The following is a 17483-nucleotide window of genomic DNA, read 5'->3' as shown; positions in this document are numbered from 1 at the left end:
GCAAGGGCAGGGAGTAGCCCACCGACGATGCCCGGGAAAAGGGTGCCGGTGAACTCCAAGAAGCTGAGTCAGTTCGTGGTTCCGGTCGGCGTGATCATGATCATCGTCATGATGGTCGTGCCGCTGCCCTCGCTGCTGCTCGACCTGCTCATCGCGCTCAACATCACGGGCGCGCTGCTGATCCTGCTGGTCAGCATGTTCGTCCAGCGCCCGCTGGAGTTCTCCGTCTTCCCCGGGCTGCTGCTGGTCGCCACCCTCTTCCGCCTCGCCCTCAACATCTCCGCCACCCGCCTCGTGCTCACCGACGGCTTCGCCGGCAAGGTGATCGACGCGTTCGGCCACTTCGTCGTCGGCGGCTCGATCGTCGTCGGCCTGGTGATCTTCCTGATCCTGGTCATCGTCCAGATGGTCGTCGTGACCAAGGGCGCCGAGCGGGTCGCCGAGGTCGGCGCCCGGTTCACCCTGGACGCGATGCCCGGCAAGCAGATGGCGATCGACGCCGACCTCAACGCCGGCCTGATCGACGACTCCGAGGCGAAGAAGCGCCGGGCCGACGTGTCCGCCGAGTCCGACTTCTACGGCGCCATGGACGGCGCCTCCAAGTTCGTCAAGGGCGACGCGATCGCCGCGATCATCATCACCGCGATCAACCTGCTGGGCGGCTTCGCCGTCGGGATGCTGCAGAAGGGCCTGTCGCCGCAGGAGGCGATCGAGACCTACTCGCTGCTGACCGTGGGCGACGGCCTGGTGTCGCAGATCCCGGCGCTGCTGCTGTCCGTGGCCACCGGCCTGATCGTGACCCGGTCGGCCGACGAGGGCGACATGGGCTCCAGCGTCACCACCCAGCTCGGCCGGCACAAGAAGGCCCTGCAGATCGGCGGCGGGGCCGCGGTCGCCCTGGTGCTCATCCCCGGCCTGCCCAAGCTGCCGTTCCTCATCGTCGGCGCCGGCGTGCTGTTCGCCGCCAGCCGGATGAAGAACGCCGTCGAGGAGCCCGTCGAGGAGCCGGACGACACCCGCCCGGCCCCGGACTCCACCGAGACGCTCATCGGCGAGATGCGGGTCGACCCGCTGGAACTGGCGCTCGCCCCGGACCTGGTCGACCTCGTCGACCCGACCAGCGGCGACCTGCTGGACCGGGTCCGCGCGCTGCGCCGCAAGATGGCGCTGGAGATGGGCATCGTGATGCCGCCGGTGCGCACCCGCGACGACCTGGACCTGCCGCTGTCGGGGTACGCGATCCGGATCAGCGGGATCGACACCGCCTCCGGCCACGCCCCGCCCGGCACCGTCCTGGCCATCGGCGACGGCCTGCAGGGCCTGCCCGGCCGCGCCGGCACCGAGCCGGTGTTCGGCCTGGCCGGCAAGTGGGTCCCGGCCGAGCTGCACCACCAGGCGGAGATGACCGGCGCCACCGTCGTCGACCGCGCCTCGGTGATCATCACGCACCTGGCCGAGGTGGTCCGGTCCAACGCCAGCCGCCTGCTCGGCCGCGAGGACGTGCGCGCGCTGGTCGAGATGGTCAAGCGCAGCCACCCCGTGGTGGTCGAGGAGCTTACCCCGGCGCAGCTCTCGCTGGGCCAGGTTCAGAAGGTGCTGCAATCCCTCTTGGACGAGAAGGTCCCGATCCGTGACCTGGTCCGGATTTTTGAGGCACTCTCGCTGCGCGCCAAGGTCTCCACGGAGCACGATGGGCTGGTCGAGGCGGCGCGGACCGCCCTCGGCCCGGCGATCGCCGCCCAGTACGCGGGGCGGGGGCCGCTGGCCGTCATCACGCTCGACCCACAACTGGAGCACTCGCTGCTGGAGGCACTGCGGCCGGGCGAGAGCGGGACGTTCCTCGCGATCGACAGCAATCACGCCGAACTGGTCGTCGCGGACCTCACCCGCATCTCCACGGCGGCCGAGGAGCAGGGCATCCGCCCCGTCCTCGCCTGCTCGCCGCAGCTCCGCCCGGCGCTGCACCGGCTGCTCCAGGCCGGCGCGCGGCCGGAGCCGGTGCTCTCGTACACGGAGCTGGCCGGTGCCACGGCGCCGATCGAGACGATTGGGGTGGTGAGCGGTGCCTACGCGGGTGCTGCTTGAGGGTCCGGCCATCGAGCCGCTGCTGGCGCAGGTGCGCCAGGAGTACGGCGCGTCCGCCCGGATCATCTCGGCTGACAAGGTGCGCCGGGGCGGCCTCGGTGGCTTCTTCGCCCGCGAGCACTACGAGCTGTCCGTCGAGGTCGACGACCCGACCGAGGACGCCGCGCCGGCGGTCGACGACGCGCCGCGCGGCGGCGGCGACATCGACCCGCTGCTCGCGCTGATCGAGGCGCACGCCGACGGCCCCGCCCCCCGCGGCCGGCACGCCCGCGCCGCCGACGGCGCCGCCCCCGCTCCCCCGCCGCGCCCCGCCGCCAACGGCGCCGCCCGCCCCGCCCCCGAGCCGGCCCGGGCCCGCGCGTTCGCCGACGACATCGACCCGGCCGCGTCCAGCCCCGCCGCCACCGCCGCGGCGGCGCCGCCGGTCGGCTTCGCCACCTCGCTGACCGGGGCGCCGGGCTCCGGCCCCGCGGCCGCCGTGGACCGGCCGGCCGTACTCGATGGGCCGGCCGGCCGGGAGAGGCCCGCGCTGGCCGACCGGCCCGCCGGCCGGGAGAAGCCCGCGGTGGCCGACCGGCCCGCGGCGCGGGAGAAGCCGGCGGTGGCCGACCGGCCCGCCGTACCGGACAGCCCGGCCGGGCTGGACCGCCCGGCCGCGCTCGACCGCCCGGCGGCGCCCGCCGGCGGACCCGCGCCCGACCGGACCGCGGCCGACCGCCCGGCGGCCGACCGGGCGACGACCGACCGCCTGTCACAGGCTGATCGGCCGACGACCGACCCGGCGCTGGCCGACCGGCCCGCGGCCGGTGCGGCGGCGACGCGCGACCTCCCCGCCGGGGCGCCCGACGGGGAGTACCCGGCCGGGGCGGCGCCCGGGGCCGAGCGCCCGGAGGGGGCCGCGCCGGCGGGGCCGCCCGTGCGCGGGAACCTCGTCTCCACCGCCAACCCGAACTTCGCCGAGGTGCTCGCCGGGCTGCGCGGCGGCCTGCGCCTCCCGGACAGCACCGAACAGGGCCTCATCGGACCGGCCGCCACCCCGGCCGGATCCCCGGCGGCGCACGCCACCACGGCCGGCACCACCCCGGCCGGCGCCGCCACACCGGAGGGCGGGGTGTCCGCGTTCGTCACGGACACCCCGCCGGTCCGGGACCCCATCGACGAGAACCCGGCCGCCAACGCCGGGCCGATGTACGGGCCGGGGGCCGGCCGCCGGCGCGTCGACCCGACGCGGCCGGGCAACGCCCCGGGCGACGACCGGCTGCGCCGCGCGGACGGGCCGCGCAACGGCGCCCCGGCCGCGGCGGAGTCGAACGGCGCCACGCCCGGCCGCGCCGCCACCCCGCCCGGGATGTCCCCGGACGCCGCCGCGCCCCGCCCGCCGGGCCCGCTCACCGGCGAGCCCGCCGACCACCCCGACATCACCGACCTGTTCCGCGCCGCCCTCGGCGACGCCGGCCTGCCGGACATCGCCGCCGGGCCCGCCGGCCCCCTCGGCCGCACCGGCCCGGACGGCGGCGCGGAGCCGCCGGGTGCCCACGGCGCCGGTCCGGGCATCGACGGCCCCGGCCGCCGCGACCCGGGCCCACGCGAGCCGCGCACGCCCCACCCGGGCATGCACGAACCCGGCATGCACGAACCCGGCATCCACGAACCCGGCATGCACGAACCCGGCATCCACGAACCGGACATGCGCCGAACGGGCAGGCGCGAGCCGGGCATGCGCGAGCCGCGCATGCAGGAGCCCGGCACGCGCGCGCCCGGCAGGCCCGGCGTGGACCCGCGGGCGCACCACGCCCCCGCGGCGCCGCCAGCGCCGGAGCGCAGCCCACTCCTCCCGCCCGGCGAGCCGCCGGCGCCCGCGACCGCCTCGGGGCTGCCCGCCCCGTCCGGGCCGCCGCCCGCCGCCACGACCGCGCCCCCGCCGGGCCTGCACGTGACGCCCGCGGCCCTGCCCACCGCCGCCGAGTCGCCACCCGCCGTACCGGCGACCGGTGCCGGCCCGCGGACCGCCGACCTCGTCGGCCTCGGCGTGCCCGCCGAGCTGGCCGCCCGGGCCACCGACGAGGACCCGTACCGGGCCGCGCTCCAGGCGCTCGCCACCCTGCCCGCCGCGCCGCCCCTGCCCACCCGCTCCGACGACCTGCTGGTGCTGGCCGGCGAGCTGTCCGCGGCCCTGCCGATCGCCGAGCAGGTCATCGACCAGCTCCGGATCGGCAAGAACGCGCTGTTCGTCGTCGCCGACTCGCTCGGCGGCACCGGGCTGCACTCGTCCCGCCGGATCGCCGACGTCGCGGAGGCCGCCCGCAAGGCCGTCACGCTGCGTACCGTCGACCACCCGCACGTCATCGTGCTGGACGTACCGCTGTCCGGCCGTCCGGCCGGCTGGGTGGACGAGATCTGCCTGGCGCTGGACGCCTCGGACGTCTGGGCCGTGGTCGACGCCACCCGCAAGACCGGCGACACGTCCCGGCACCTGGCCGGGATGGGCGAGGTGGACGCGATCGCCCTGTACGACACCGCCGCCACCGGCGACCCGGCGAGCCCGCTGCACCTGGGCCTGCCGGTCGCGCTGCTCGACGGCGCCCCGGCCACCGGCCATGCCTGGGCGGCGCTGCTGGCCGCCCGGCTCGGCGCCACGCCCCTGCCCAGCCGCCGGCGCCGCCGGCGCAGCACCCGCCGGGAGGAGCCGTGATCCGTCCGGCCACGCTCATCATCGCGCTGGCGATCTCCGCGCCGGCGTTCTACCGGGTCCTGGTGACCGGCGACCTGACGATCGAGGACGCGCTGATCCGGTTCCTCATCGCCGTCCCGATCGCCATCGTCATGCTGGCCATCCTGCGCTTCATCACCGCCGGGTACGGCCGCAGGGCGACCGAGCACCCGCTGCGCCGCCGCGGCGAGGAGGGGGCCGACGCCGAGCCGGCGGTCCCCGCCGACGCCCCGTAGCGCCGGCCGCCCCGGGGGCGGCGGCGGCGCCCGCGGTCGGTACCGTCGTGGCCCTGGGTGACCGACGGGAAGGGGCCGCGGCGTGGAGCTGCTGCATTCGGGCAAGGTGCGCGACGTGTACGCCGACGGCGAGGACCTGGTCCTCGTGGCCTCGGACCGGCTGTCGATCTACGACGTCGTCCTGCCGACCCCGATCCCGGACAAGGGGCGGCTGCTCACCGCGCTGTCGCTGTGGTGGTTCGAGCAGCTCGCCGACCTGGTCCCGCACCACGTGATCTCGGCCGACGACGTGCCGGCCGAGCTGGCCGGGCGGGCGATCCGCTGCCGCCGGCTGCGGATGGTGCCGGTCGAGTGCATCGCCCGCGGGTACCTCGCCGGCCTCGGCCTGGCCGAGTACACCGCGCACGGCGCCGTCTCCGGCGTGGCGCTGCCGGCGGGGCTGGTGGAGGGCGACCGGCTGCCCGAGCCGATCTTCACCCCGACGACGAAGGCGCCGGTCGGCGCGCACGACGAGTTCCTCACCCACGCCGAGGTGGCCGGCGCGGTGGGCGCGGACACCGCCGCCGAGCTGCGCCGGATCACGCTGGCGGTGTACGCCCGGGGGGCCGCGGTCGCGGCCGAGCGGGGGGTGCTGGTGGCCGACACGAAGCTGGAGTTCGGCTGGGCCGCCGACGGCACGCTGACGCTGGCCGACGAGGTGCTGACGTCCGACTCGTCCCGGTTCTGGCCGGCGGACCGGTGGCAGCCGGGCGGCCCGCAGTTCTCGTACGACAAGCAGTTCGTCCGCGACTGGTCCACCCGGGCCGGCTGGGACCGCCGCCCGCCCGCCCCGGTCGTGCCGGCCGAGGTGGTGGACGCCACCCGGGCCCGGTACGTCGAGGTGTACGAGCGGCTCACCGGCCGAACCTGGTCCTGAGGGCGGCTACTCCTCGGCCAGCGCCAGGGCGAGCCGGCCGGTGCCGTACCGGGCGATGCTGACCCGGACGTCCTCCCGCCGGCCGAGCGCCAGCAGGTAGGCGCGGGCGTCCGACGGCGCCTCGGTGCCGGGCGGGTACACCTGGTGCAGCTTCACGTGCGGCCCGCCCTCGCGGTTGAGCAGGCTGGCGAAGATGTTGCACAGCTCGCGGACGTTCTCCTCCAGCGGCGGGGTGAGCGCGCCCTCCTCGACGGCGTCCTCGGCCCCGCCGGGCGGCAGCAGGCCCAGCGACGCGCCGGCGTTGGCGGCCAGCGGGAGGTCCAGGCCGAGGACCGCGACGAGCCGGGAGGAGTTGTCGACGTACAGCGCGACCAGCGTCTTCGGCAGGTCGTCGGTCTTCGTCGGGTCGCCGGGGACGACCTCGACCTCCGGGTCCAGCAGGTCGTCGAGCAGTGTGCGCACCTGTAGCAGCCCGGGCAGCGTGACGGTCATACCTGTACTCATGCCCCGATAATCGGCGATAACACCTCATCGAAGCGCTCGGCGGTGAACGGCTTCACGATGAAGAAGCGGGCGCCGGCGTCCTCGGCCTGCTTCTGCATCTCCTCGGTGCACTCCGAGGTGACGAAGCCGAACGGCATGTCCGCGCCGCTGGCCCGGGCCCGGCGCAGCACCTCGATGCCGGTCAGGCCGGGCATGTTCCAGTCGGAGATCACCAGGTCCGGGTGCTCCTTGGTGACCAGGTCGAGCGCCTGGGTGCCGTCCGCCGCCTCGACCAGCTCGTGCCCGTCGAACCCGGCCTGGCGCAGCGTCCGGGTCACGATCTGGCGCATCACCCGGCTGTCGTCCGCGATCAGGATCTTCACGGCTAGCCCTCCCTCTTCTCGTGCCACATGCTGATCGATACCGGCTCCCCCTGCCACGCGCCGGCCAGCTCGCAGATCCGGGTGGCCCCCGGCAGCCGGGTGACCGCGCCCGCGCCGAGCACCACCTGCGGCAGCGCGAGCAGGCAGCCGGGCGGCAGCATGCTCTTGACGTTGCCGCCGATGATGTTGACCAGCTCGCCCAGCGTGTCCGCGAGGTCGTCCTCGCCGATGTCCTCCGGCGGCTGGTCCAGGAACGCCGCGGCCGCGGCCGTGCCCGCGCCGCGCGAGCAGGCGACCACGACGTGCCCGTGCCACGGGCCGGTGATCGAGATCGACGCGTGCGCGTCGAAGGCGCCGGGCGGGCCGTCGGCCAGCTCCAGCGGGGCCACCCCGTCGGGGTCCAGGTAGGACGCCCAGACCTGGTCGGCGATGTCCTTCAGGTCGACGTCGGTCGGCTCGATGAACGCCTCGTCGCCACTCATAGGCTTGCTCCGTTCGGTACGAGCCCCAGCAGGGCGAGCTTCTCGGCCAGCGACTCCGGGGTGAAGGGCTTGATGACGTACTCGTGCGCCCCGGCGGCCAGCGCGCGCACGATCTGGCTCTGCTCGCTCTCGGTGGTGACCATGACGACGGTCATCCGGCGCAGGCCCGGCTCGGCCCGGACGGCGCTGACGAAGGCCAGCCCGTCCATCACCGGCATGTTCCAGTCGACGAGCGCCAGGTCGGGCGGGGTGTCCAGCGCGGCGATCGCGTCCAGGGCGGCCTGCCCGTCGCCCGCCTCGACGGCGGTGAAGCCGAGCCCCTCGACGATCCGGCGCAGGATGCGCCGCATCGCGCGGGAGTCGTCGACGATGAGTGCCCGCATGCGCCTCAGCCCTTTCCCTGTCCGCTGCCCGCCGGGCGGCCCGATTGGTACGCGAAGGTCCGGCCGGCGGCGACCCGGCGGAAGCTGTCGTCCACGCCGATCGTCGACTCCGCCGCGCCGAGGAACAGCCAGGCGTCCGGCCGCATGAGCCGGCCCACGTGGCGCAGCACGGTGCGCTTGGTGGGGATGTCGAAGTAGATCAGCACGTTGCGCAGGAAGACCAGGTCGAACGGCGCCATCGCCGACGGCGGCGCGACCAGGTTGAGCCGCTGGAAGTGGACGTTGCGGCGCAGCAGCGGGGCGACCTGCCACTGCGCGCCGGCCCGCTCGAAGTAGTGCACGAGCATCCGCGCCGGCAGCCCCCGGTTGATCTCGATCTGGCTGTACCGGCCGGCCTCGGCCCGGGCGATCATGTCGGCCGAGATGTCGGTGGCGGTGATCTCGTACGTCCAGCCGGCCGGCAGGAACTCGTGCAGCGTGATCGCCAGGCTGTACGTCTCCTGCCCGCTGGAGCAGGCGGCCGACCACACCCGCAGCCGGCGCTGCGCCGACCGGGCCGCCAGGAGCTGCGGCAGCACGGTGGCGGTGAGCGCGGCGTACGGCTCGTTGTCCCGGAACCACGACGTCTCGTTCGTGGTCATCGCGTCCACGATCGCCTGGACGGTGCTGCGGTCGGCGCGCTGGCGGACGCTCGCGATGAGGTCGCCGACGCTGGCCGCGCCGGACTTGCGGGCCAGCGGCAGCAGCCGGGCCTGGACCAGGTACTCCTTGTCCGGCCCGAGCACGATCGAGGACTCGCGGCGCAGCAGCTCGCTCAGGTAGGCGAACTCCGCCGCCGGCAGCGTGGGGGCGGTCACCGGGCGGTCCCCGCCGCGGCCCGGCCGGCGCCGGCCCGCCCGGCCAGGTACCCGCCGATGGCGGCCAGCGGCTTGATCGAGTCGGCGAGGCCGGCCTCGGCGACCGCGCCGGGCATGCCCCAGACCACCGAGGACTGCTCGTCCTGGACGACGATCTCGGCGCCGGCCCGGTGCAGCACGTCGGCGCCGGCCCGCCCGTCGTGGCCCATGCCGGTGAGGACGGTGGCGAGCGTCCCCCGCCCGTACGTGGCGGCGACCGAGCGGAACAGCACGTCCACGGCGGGCCGGCAGGAGTTCTCCGGCGGCGCCTCGGTCAGCCGGGTGACCACCTCGGTCCCCCGCCGGACGACCTCCAGGTGCCGGTCGCCGGGGGCGATGTACACGTGGCCGGGGCGCAGCGGGGTGTCCGCGGCGGCCTCCCGGACGGCCAGCGCGACGGTCCGGTCCAGCCGGTCGGCGAACATCGTGGTGAACACCGGCGGCATGTGCTGCACGACCACCACCGGTACCGGCAGCCCGGCCGGCAGCGCGGCGAGCACCCTGGCCAGCGCGTCCGGCCCGCCGGTGGACGAGCCGATGGCGAGCACGTCGACCCGGCCGGTGCCGATCCCCGGCCGCGGTACGGCCCGGGCGGCGGCCACGACCGGCCGGTGGGTGAGGCCCGGCACCCGGCCGTCGCGCTGGGAGGTCGGGGGCTGGCGGTCCCGGTCGGCGGGCCGCGCCGCCGGGCGGGCGGGCAGCGCGGCGGCGGGCGCGGGGTTGGCGGGCCGGGCCGGCGGCGTCGGCCGGGTGGGCGGCGCGGGGCGGGCCGGGGCGGCCGGGGCCGCGGCGGTCGGGGCCGCGGCGGTCGGGGCCGCGGGGGCGAGCGGGGCGGCAGCGCCGGCCGCGCCGCGCCGGGCGGCGCCGCGGCTGCCGAGCGCCCGGATCCGCGGGACGAGCTGCTCCCGGACGGCGGCGATCGAGGCGTTCACGCTGCCGGTGTTGGCCGGCTTGGTGACGTAGTCGGTGGCGCCCGCGCTGAGCGCGTCGAGGGTGGCCGAGGCCCCGTTGGCGGTGAGCGTGCTGAACATGATCACCGGTACCCGCTCGCCCGCGCGGCGCAGTTCCCGGACGGCCTCGATGCCGTTCATCTCGGGCATCTCGATGTCCATGGTGACGACGTCGGGGCGGAGCGCGGCGACCTGCTCGATCGAGCGGCGGCCGTTCGGCGCGGTACCGACGACCTCGATGTCCCCGGCACCGGCCAGGGCGTCCTGGATGAGCCGGCGGACGACGACGGAGTCGTCGACGACGAGAACCGAGATCACGTGGGGTCCTCCGAGCGGTAGCCGGGGCACCGCGAGCGGTGCGCGACACTATCGGCCCCCGGGCTGGCGGAGCTTAGGGTCTACCCTCACCCTACGGATTTACTCCGTCACCAAGCGCAATCCGGGTTACTTGGAGCGGTCCAGCCAGGCCGGGCCGAGCACGGTCAGCACCGGGGCTACCAGCCGGTAGGCGGCCTGCGTGTCCAGCAGGTCCCGGACCACGAGCGCCTGGACGGCGCCGCTGACCAGGTTCCACACCCCGGCCGCCCGGTCGGCGAGCGTGACCACCCCGTTGTCCAGCGCCTCCACCAGCAGGAGCTGGGCGGCGGCGGCCGTGCGCACCCGGTCCGACAGGTACGCCGCCCAGGACGCCGAGTGGACCGCCGTGGCCCAGCCGGACGCCTGGCTGCGCCGCTGGTCCTCGCCCGCCCGGACGAGCCGCCGGGTCGCGGTCGGGGCCAGGCTGCGGACCTCGGTGAGCAGGTTCTTCACGGCCGCGTGGTGCGGCCCCAGGTCGATCGGGCCGGGGATGGGCAGCCGCCGGGCCGAGGAGACCCAGCCGGCGCCGAGCTGCCGCCGGGTGCCGTCGGGGAGCTGGTCGCGCAGGTACGCCGCGACGGCCGCGTCGCAGAGCACCGCGGTGGCCCGCTCGGCCTCCTCGCTCTGCCGGGCCTCCCGGCCGGAGCCGGTCCAGGTCCAGGACAGGATGTCGTGGCGCAGGCAGCCGAGCAGGCCGTCAACGGAGCCGATCGGGGCGGTCCGGACCTGCCCCAGCGTCTCCAGCGTGACCTCGTCGCCGAGCTTGCGGATCGTCGGCACCCGCGCGGCGGCCTGCTCGACCTCCAGCCACAGCTCGGCCCGCCGGTCCGGGCCGGGCAGCGCCGCGGCCAGTACCGGCAGGTCCTCGTGGCGCAGGGTCAGCGCGCGCAGCAGGACCCGCGCGACCGCCGACCCGCCGGCGAGGCGGGTCAGGTCGAACCCCAGCACCGAGGCGCTGACCAGGCTGTACATCCACGCCCTTCCTCTCCCCCGCCGGCAGGCCGCGGACGGGCGGCCCACCGGACCGGCGCCGGCTGCGCCGGCGGGTGCTCGGTCCCCGGTCCGGCATTCGGAAAATCGGCTCGAATCGGCGCTCGGACGTCGGTGATGTGTCGGACATCAGCGGTGTGTCGACACGGCGTGTCGACATCAGTGGGTGTCGGCGGCGGCGGTGACGTCGAGGGCGAGCATGAGTCGATCGTCCACTTTGAACGTACCCTGCACCAGCGCCCGCGCGGGGCCCCCCAGCGTGTCCGGCGGCGGCTCGAAGTGGCGCTCGTCCAGCGAGACCACCTCGCCGATCCGGTCGACCAGCAGGCTGACGGGCTCGTCCCCGACGCGCAGGATGACGTTCATGACCGGGCCGTCCATCGCGTGCCGCTCCAGGCCGAGCTGCACCCGCATGTCCACGGCGGCGATGACCTGGCCGCGGAGGTTGAACAGGCCGCCGATGGCCTCCGGGGCCAGCGGCACGGCGGTGTACTCCGAGAAGGACAGTACCTCCTGCACGTGGTCCACATCGACCCCGAACAGGGCGCCCTCGACCTCGAACGTGGCGTACTGACGAGTAGTCATACCGCCTCCACCAGGGCGTCGCCGGAGTCGGCGTAGAAGTGCGGGTCGGCGGCCAGGATCGCCCGGCGGACGTCCAGCAGCTCGGTCACCCGCTGGGCGATCACCGCCGAGCCGACCACGCCGTCGTCGTCGATGTCCGCCCGCTCGGCGGCCGCGGTCTCCACGATGTCGACGATCCCGTCGACCACCAGGGCGATGCTGCGGCCCCGCTCGGTGTACACCACGGCGGCGACGCTCTCCCCCGGCGGCGCGGCCTCGACGCCGAGCAGCCAGGACAGCCGGACCAGCGGCAGGATCCGGCCGCGGTACTGGACGACCTCCCGGTTGCCCACCCACTCGATCGCCGCGGCGGCGAACTCCTCCAGCCGGGTGACCGTGTCCAGCGGGATCGCCACCCGCCGGGCGCCGACCGAGGTGACCAGCAGCCGGTTCACCTCGGTGCCGGCGGCCACCACCTCGCGCTCCTGCTCGGCCTCGATCCGCTCGGCCACCGCCGCCGACAGGTGCGAGCGCCGGGCCAGCGACGGCACGTCGAGGATCAGCGCGACCTTGCCGTCGCCGAGGATCGTCGCGCCGGCGTACATGCCGATCTCCTTGAACCGGGCGGTCAGCGCCTTGACGACGACCTCCTCGGTGTTCAGCACCCGGTCGACGACCACGCCGAAGCGGCGGCCGTCGGCCTGGAGTACCACCACGTACACGCCGCGGTCGTCGCCGGCGGCCGGGCGGCCGAGGGCGGCGTCCAGCCGGACCAGCGGGAGCAGCTTGCCGCGCAGCCGGTAGACGGGCGCGCCGGAGACGTACTCGATCCGGGTGTGGTCGCCGTCGACGTAGACCAGCTCGTGCACGGCGACCTGCGGGATCACGTACCGGTCGCTGCCCGAGTCGATGGTCAGGGCCTGGATGATCGCCAGGGTGAGCGGGATCGTCAGCCGCCAGGTGGTGCCCTCGCCGAGCGTCGAGTCGACGTCGACGGCGCCACCGATCCGCTCGATGTTGGTCTTCACCACGTCCATCCCGACGCCGCGGCCGGAGACGTTGGTGACCTTCTCCGCCGTGGAGAAGCCCGGCTGGAAGACCTGCATCATGACCTCGCGGGGCTCCATCCGCTCCGCCTCGGCGGCGGTCACCACGCCCCGCTCGACGGCCTTGGCCCGCACCCTCTCCACGTCGATGCCGGCGCCGTCGTCGATCACCTCGACGGTGACGTGGCCGCTCTCGTGGTACGCCTTCAGGGTCAGCGTGCCCTCGGCGGCCTTGCCGGCGGCCACCCGCCGCTGCGGGTCCTCGATGCCGTGGTCGACGGCGTTGCGGACGAGGTGGGTCAGCGGGTCCTTGACCGCCTCCAGCAGGCTGCGGTCCAGCTCGGTGTCGGCCCCGACCATCGCCACCCGGACCTGCTTGCCGCAGGCGGTGGACAGGTCCCGGACCACCCGGGGCAGCTTGAGCCAGAGCTGCTCGATCGGCTGCATCCGGGTCTTCATGATGCCCTCTTGCAGCTCGCTGGTGATCAGGTTGAGCCGCTGGGTGGTCCGCACGATCACCGGGTCGGCCGCGTCGGTGGCGGCCCGGACGAGCTGGTTGCGGACGAGCACCAGCTCGCCGACCAGGTTCATCAGCGAGTCGAGCAGGTCGACGTCCACCCGGATCGTGGCGTCGCCGGCGCTGCGCCGGCCCTGCCGGTCCAGCGCCTCGTTGACGGCGGCGGCGTTGGTCTTGCCCTCGTCCAGCAGGATCGCGCCGAGCCGGCGCTCGTCCCCGCCGGTCTGCTTCTGCAACGCCCAGTTGACGTCGGTGTCGACGGCGGCGCCGGCGTTGACGAGCAGCTCACCGAGCGGCCGGCGGGCGGCGTCGGCCGCCGCGGCGGCCGCGGCCGCCGGGTCGACCTCGGGGCTGACGGCGTCGGTGGGCGCGCCGGTCCCGGCGCGCGGCGGCAGGACGGCCTCGGCGTCGGCGTCGGTGGGCGGCCCCCCGGCGCCCGCGGCGGGCTCGACGCCAGCGGCGGTGCCGGCTTCCGGTTCGGCAGCCGCGGCCGGCTCGGTACCCGCCGCCGGTTCGGGGCCGGCGGCCGGGTCGGTGCCCGCGGCCGGCGGCTCGGCCGCGGTGGCCGTGCCGATCGGGGCCTCGGCGCCGTCGGTGATCTGGGCGTTGACCCGGCCGATCAGCTCGTCCACCGGGATGTCGCCCTCGGCGCCGGTCTCCTCGATGCTGGCCAGCAGCGCGCGCACCCCGTCGACCATGGCGAGCAGGACGGAGATCGTGTCGGAGGTGACCGGCTGGACGCCGTCGCGCAGCCGGGACAGCAGCGACTCGCCCGCGTGGGTCAGCGTCTCCAGCCGGCCGAACGCCAGGAAGCCGCTGGTCCCCTTGATCGTGTGGATCGTGCGGAAGATGCCGGAGAGCAGTTCCCGCGAGGGCTCCCGCTCCAGGGCCACGAGGTCGCCGTCGAGCTGGTCGAGATTCTCGTAGCTCTCCACGAGGAATTCATCGACGATCTCGCCAAGATCATCCACAGTACGCCCTCCGGGTCCCGTCGATCGGGCGCGCCGCCGCGGCCGGCGCTGGGTCAGTTTCGGCAGGGGAGCCGGCGAGCTGAGCGCGGGTCCGGGCCGCCGCTCAGGCCGCGAGGATCTCCCGGACGGCGGCCACGAGCCCGTCCGTCGTGAACGGCTTCTGGATCACGGTGTCCTCGTCGTGCAGGAGGCCGCGGCTGACGGCGCTCTCCTTCGGCAGCCCCGAGACGTACACCACCCGGATGCCGGGCCGGACCGCCCGGGTGTCGCGCGCGACCCCGAGCCCGATCGCGTCGGGCATGCCCAGGTCGGCGAGCAGCACGTGGATGTCCCCCTGGTGCTCCTTGCAGACCGCGACGGCGTCGTTCGGGTCGCCCGCGGGCAGGGCGGTGAAGCCCTTGCGCTCCAGCATTCGGCACATCACTTCACGGAGGTCGTCCTCATCGTCGAAGACCAGGACGGTGGGGTGCTCCAGCGGTACTGCAGCCACATCTGCCCCCTAGAACTCGGCGCTGCTCCCCGGTCCGGGTCGCTGTCGGAGCCTCGCATCAGGGTAGGTCATCGTTTACGAATGTAACTCGCAAACGGCCCCCGCGGGTCGTCCGTGCGCCACCCGTGAACGCCCGCCACCCCGGCGGCCGCCCCGGGCCAAAGAGTAGGACATCGACGGCGATTCGCCTACATCGGATGTCGGGAGTCACACCGCCGACAATGTGCGCTATTTTCCCTCCGGTCTCGCTCACAGCGAATTTGGATCAAGCTCAGTCGATTTATCGATGCCATTCTGGTAGTACTGGTCGGGTGACGCACGCCAATCCCCCGGACGCGCATCCACCTGGGCGTTCAGCAGCCGCGGACACCGGCGACACACTCGACGAACCGGCTGGCCACGAGGCCCCGGCCAGCCCACTCACCGGCCCGGAGAAAGGCCCGGAAACGGCCATGCCGCACACCCCCGTATTTGTCGACTCGACCGGTCGCCGACGCCGTCGGCTGGCCCGTACCGCATACCTTTTCGGTGTTCTTTCCGTCGCTTATCTGGTGTTCACCGCGATGAGCGCATTCGGCGGATCGGTCACCCCCGGCGGACCGCCCGCCGACCCCGGACCGGGGATCAGTCCGACCGCTCCGCGGGCTGTTCCGTCGCCGGTCGTACTGCCCGGTACCCACCGGTGACCGACCGCAAGCGCATTCGCGACCAACGACGTGCCGCCCGCACCACGACGCTCCCGATCGCCCTCGGCGTCCTGATCGCGGCGCTCGGCGTGCTGGCCGTCAACGCGTACCTCGCCAACGGCTTCGCCCCCGACCACGAGCTGACCGGCGGCGCCGACAACGCGGTGCCGGCGGCGATCCGCGACGGCGGCCCGCTGATCGAGGACACGCCCGCCGGCATGCGCACGTACGGCATCCCGGACCGGACGCTGCTGCTCACCTTCGACGACGGCCCCGACCCGGTGTGGACCCCGCGGATCGCCGACGTGCTCTACCGGCACGGCGTCCGGGCCACCTTCTTCGTCGTCGGCAGCCAGGTGACCAAGCACCCCGAGCTGGTCCGCCGGCTCGTCGCCGAGGGCCACGAGATCGGCGTGCACTCCTTCTCCCACCCCCAGCTCGCCGCCGTCCCGGCCTGGCGCCGGCAGTTGGAGAGCAGCCAGACCCAGGTCGCGCTCGCCGGCGCGGCCGGGATCACCGCCCGGCTCATCCGGTTCCCGTACTCGTCGGTCAACGGCGCCATCGACAACGCCTCCTGGCCGGTCTACCGGGAGGCCGGCGCCGAGGGGTACCTCAACGTCCTCACCCAGCTCGACAGCCGCGACTGGGCCCGCCCCGGCGTCGACGCGATCACCGCCAACATGACCCCGGCCGACGGCCGCGGCGGCGTGGTGCTGCTGCACGACGCCGGCGGCGACCGCAGCCAGACCGCCGCCGCCCTGGACCGGTACCTCGAGTCGATGAGCGCCGCCGGGTACCGGTTCAGCACCCCCGGCGAGGTGCTCGGCGAGGCGAAGGTGGCTGCCGCCGCGCCCGGCGCCGCGCCGCCGTCCTTCCGGGCCAACCCGATCGCCGCCGACAGCCTGACCCTGCGCGGCCGGGTCCTGATCGGCTCGATCCGGTTCGCCGACCGCGCCGTCGACGCCCTGCTGGTGGTGTTCCTCGCCATCGGGGTGCTGACCGTCGCCCGGATCGCGCTGCTGCTGGTCACCACCCGCCGGCACCTGCGCCGCCGCCGGCACCCCGACTTCCGCTGGGGCCCGCCGGTCACCGACCCGGTGACGGTCATCGTCCCCGCGTACAACGAGGCCGCCGGCATCGCCCGGGCCGTCCGCTCGCTCGCCGGCGGCGACCACCCCGGCATCGAGGTGATCGTCGTGGACGACGGCTCCACCGACGACACCGCGGCGATCGTCCGCGGCCTGGCCCTGCCCGGCGTCCGGCTGATCTCCGTACCGAACGGCGGCAAGGCCGAGGCGCTCAACATCGGCATCGCCGCCGCCCGGCACGAGCTGATCGTCATGGTCGACGGGGACACCGTCCTCGAACCGGGGTCGGTCCGCCGGCTCGTCCAGCCCTTCGCCGACCCGTCCGTCGGCGGCGTCTCCGGCAACGTCAAGGTCGGCAACCGGCGCGGGCTGCTCGCCGCGTGGCAGCACATCGAGTACGTGATGGGCTTCAGCCTGGACCGCCGGATGTACGACATCCTGGGCGTCATGCCGACCGTCCCCGGCGCGATCGGCGCGTTCCGCCGCTCGGCGCTGCTCGCCGTCGGCGGGGTCAGCAGCGACACGCTCGCCGAGGACACCGACCTGACGATGGCGGTCATCCGCGCCGGCCACCGCGTCGTGTACGAGGAGTCGGCCCGGGCGTGGACCGAGGTGCCGACGAGCCTGCGCCAGCTCTGGTCCCAGCGGTACCGCTGGGGGTACGGCACGATCCAGTCCATGTGGAAGCACCGCCGCACCCGCGACGACGGGCCGGGCGGGCGGCGGTTCGGGCTGGTCGGGCTGCCGCTGCTGGTGCTGTTCCAGGTGGTGCTGCCGCTGCTGGCCGGGCTGATCGACCTGTTCGCGCTGTACGGCGTCTTCTTCTACGACCTGAAGCTGACCGCCGCGGCCTGGCTGGTGATGCTGACCGCGCAGCTCGCGACGGCGGCGGTGGCGTTCCGGCTGGACGGGGAGCGGCTGCGCGCGATCTGGCTGCTGCCGTTGCAGCAGCTCGTGTACCGGCAGCTCATGTACTTCGTGGTGATGCGGGCGGTGCTGGCGGCGCTGAGCGGCGCCCGGATGCGCTGGCACAAGCTCCGCCGCCACGGCGACGCCGCCATCCTCACCCCACCCACCCGCCACCCCGCCCGCGCCGCCTGACCGCTTCCCGAGGCGGGCGCGCCGCTCCCGGTCGCCGCGCGCGGCTCCCGGTGCGGATCATGGCGTCAGGTACCTGATCACCGTGAATTCGGTACCTGACGTCATGTTGACCTTCGGACCACCGCCGCCCGGCGCGGATGTACCGGGCG

15 protein-coding genes are annotated in these 17483 nt (G+C 74.8%); 4 read left to right on the top strand and 11 right to left on the bottom strand.

Annotation, left to right across the window (positions count from 1 at the left end):
* The first annotated feature begins 48 nt into the window (after window positions 1-48).
* The gene (gene flhA, locus IEY94_RS04930; RefSeq protein ID WP_189168862.1) at window positions 49-2085 is read left to right on the top strand and encodes a flagellar biosynthesis protein FlhA; all 2037 of its coding nucleotides are present in this window, start codon (window positions 49-51) and stop codon (window positions 2083-2085) included.
* 1418 nt (window positions 2086-3503) lie between these two features.
* Here flhA and IEY94_RS24245 read toward each other — a convergent pair.
* The gene (locus tag IEY94_RS24245) at window positions 3504-3914 is read right to left on the bottom strand and encodes a Cys-every-fifth RiPP peptide CefA (protein WP_373291237.1); all 411 of its coding nucleotides are present in this window, start codon (window positions 3912-3914) and stop codon (window positions 3504-3506) included.
* A gap of 859 nt (window positions 3915-4773) precedes the next feature.
* Here IEY94_RS24245 and IEY94_RS04915 point away from each other — a divergent pair.
* Window positions 4774-5031, top strand: coding sequence for a hypothetical protein (locus IEY94_RS04915; RefSeq protein WP_189168861.1), 258 nt, complete (start codon window positions 4774-4776; stop codon window positions 5029-5031).
* An 82-nt stretch (window positions 5032-5113) separates the two neighbouring features.
* Window positions 5114-5947, top strand: coding sequence for a phosphoribosylaminoimidazolesuccinocarboxamide synthase (locus tag IEY94_RS04910; RefSeq protein ID WP_189168860.1), 834 nt, complete (start codon window positions 5114-5116; stop codon window positions 5945-5947).
* A 6-nt stretch (window positions 5948-5953) separates the two neighbouring features.
* On the opposite strand, the gene IEY94_RS04905 is transcribed toward IEY94_RS04910, so the two are convergent.
* From IEY94_RS04905 to IEY94_RS04860, 10 genes are all read right to left on the bottom strand, one after another.
* Window positions 5954-6451: a hypothetical protein gene (locus tag IEY94_RS04905; protein WP_229783339.1), complete on the bottom strand. Its 498-nt coding sequence runs from the start codon at window positions 6449-6451 to the stop codon at window positions 5954-5956.
* The gene (locus IEY94_RS04900) at window positions 6448-6813 is read right to left on the bottom strand and encodes a response regulator (RefSeq protein WP_189168859.1); all 366 of its coding nucleotides are present in this window, start codon (window positions 6811-6813) and stop codon (window positions 6448-6450) included. Before IEY94_RS04900 ends, IEY94_RS04905 begins: the two co-directional genes overlap by 4 nt.
* A 2-nt stretch (window positions 6814-6815) precedes the next feature.
* Window positions 6816-7295 (bottom strand): chemotaxis protein CheX, encoded by a 480-nt coding sequence (locus IEY94_RS04895; RefSeq protein ID WP_189168858.1) that lies wholly within the window; start codon window positions 7293-7295, stop codon window positions 6816-6818.
* Complete coding sequence (locus IEY94_RS04890; protein WP_189168857.1) at window positions 7292-7678, bottom strand: response regulator; 387 nt, start codon at window positions 7676-7678, stop codon at window positions 7292-7294. Before IEY94_RS04890 ends, IEY94_RS04895 begins: the two co-directional genes overlap by 4 nt.
* A gap of 5 nt (window positions 7679-7683) precedes the next feature.
* Window positions 7684-8535 (bottom strand): CheR family methyltransferase, encoded by an 852-nt coding sequence (locus tag IEY94_RS04885; RefSeq protein WP_189168856.1) that lies wholly within the window; start codon window positions 8533-8535, stop codon window positions 7684-7686.
* Window positions 8532-9842: a chemotaxis-specific protein-glutamate methyltransferase CheB gene (cheB, locus tag IEY94_RS04880; protein ID WP_189168855.1), complete on the bottom strand. Its 1311-nt coding sequence runs from the start codon at window positions 9840-9842 to the stop codon at window positions 8532-8534. The genes IEY94_RS04885 and cheB overlap by 4 nt, the downstream gene beginning before the upstream one ends.
* A gap of 126 nt (window positions 9843-9968) precedes the next feature.
* Window positions 9969-10853, bottom strand: coding sequence for a hypothetical protein (locus IEY94_RS04875; RefSeq protein WP_189168854.1), 885 nt, complete (start codon window positions 10851-10853; stop codon window positions 9969-9971).
* A 177-nt stretch (window positions 10854-11030) separates the two neighbouring features.
* A complete protein-coding gene (locus IEY94_RS04870; protein ID WP_189168853.1) occupies window positions 11031-11456 on the bottom strand; it encodes a chemotaxis protein CheW in 426 nt (141 codons plus the stop codon).
* Entirely contained in the window at window positions 11453-13969 is a 2517-nt protein-coding gene (locus tag IEY94_RS04865; RefSeq protein ID WP_189168852.1) for a chemotaxis protein CheA, read from the bottom strand. The genes IEY94_RS04870 and IEY94_RS04865 overlap by 4 nt, the downstream gene beginning before the upstream one ends.
* A gap of 103 nt (window positions 13970-14072) precedes the next feature.
* A complete protein-coding gene (locus tag IEY94_RS04860) occupies window positions 14073-14459 on the bottom strand; it encodes a response regulator (protein ID WP_229783338.1) in 387 nt (128 codons plus the stop codon).
* 682 nt (window positions 14460-15141) lie between these two features.
* Here IEY94_RS04860 and IEY94_RS04855 point away from each other — a divergent pair.
* Window positions 15142-17334 (top strand): bifunctional polysaccharide deacetylase/glycosyltransferase family 2 protein, encoded by a 2193-nt coding sequence (locus tag IEY94_RS04855; RefSeq protein WP_189168851.1) that lies wholly within the window; start codon window positions 15142-15144, stop codon window positions 17332-17334.
* Window positions 17335-17483 lie beyond the last annotated feature (149 nt).

It is taken from the genome of Pilimelia anulata (assembly GCF_014647895.1).
Taxonomy (GTDB): Bacteria; Actinomycetota; Actinomycetes; order Mycobacteriales; family Micromonosporaceae; genus Pilimelia; species Pilimelia anulata.
Note: the sequence above shows the minus strand (reverse complement) of the source record. Positions and strands in the feature narration are given on the sequence as shown.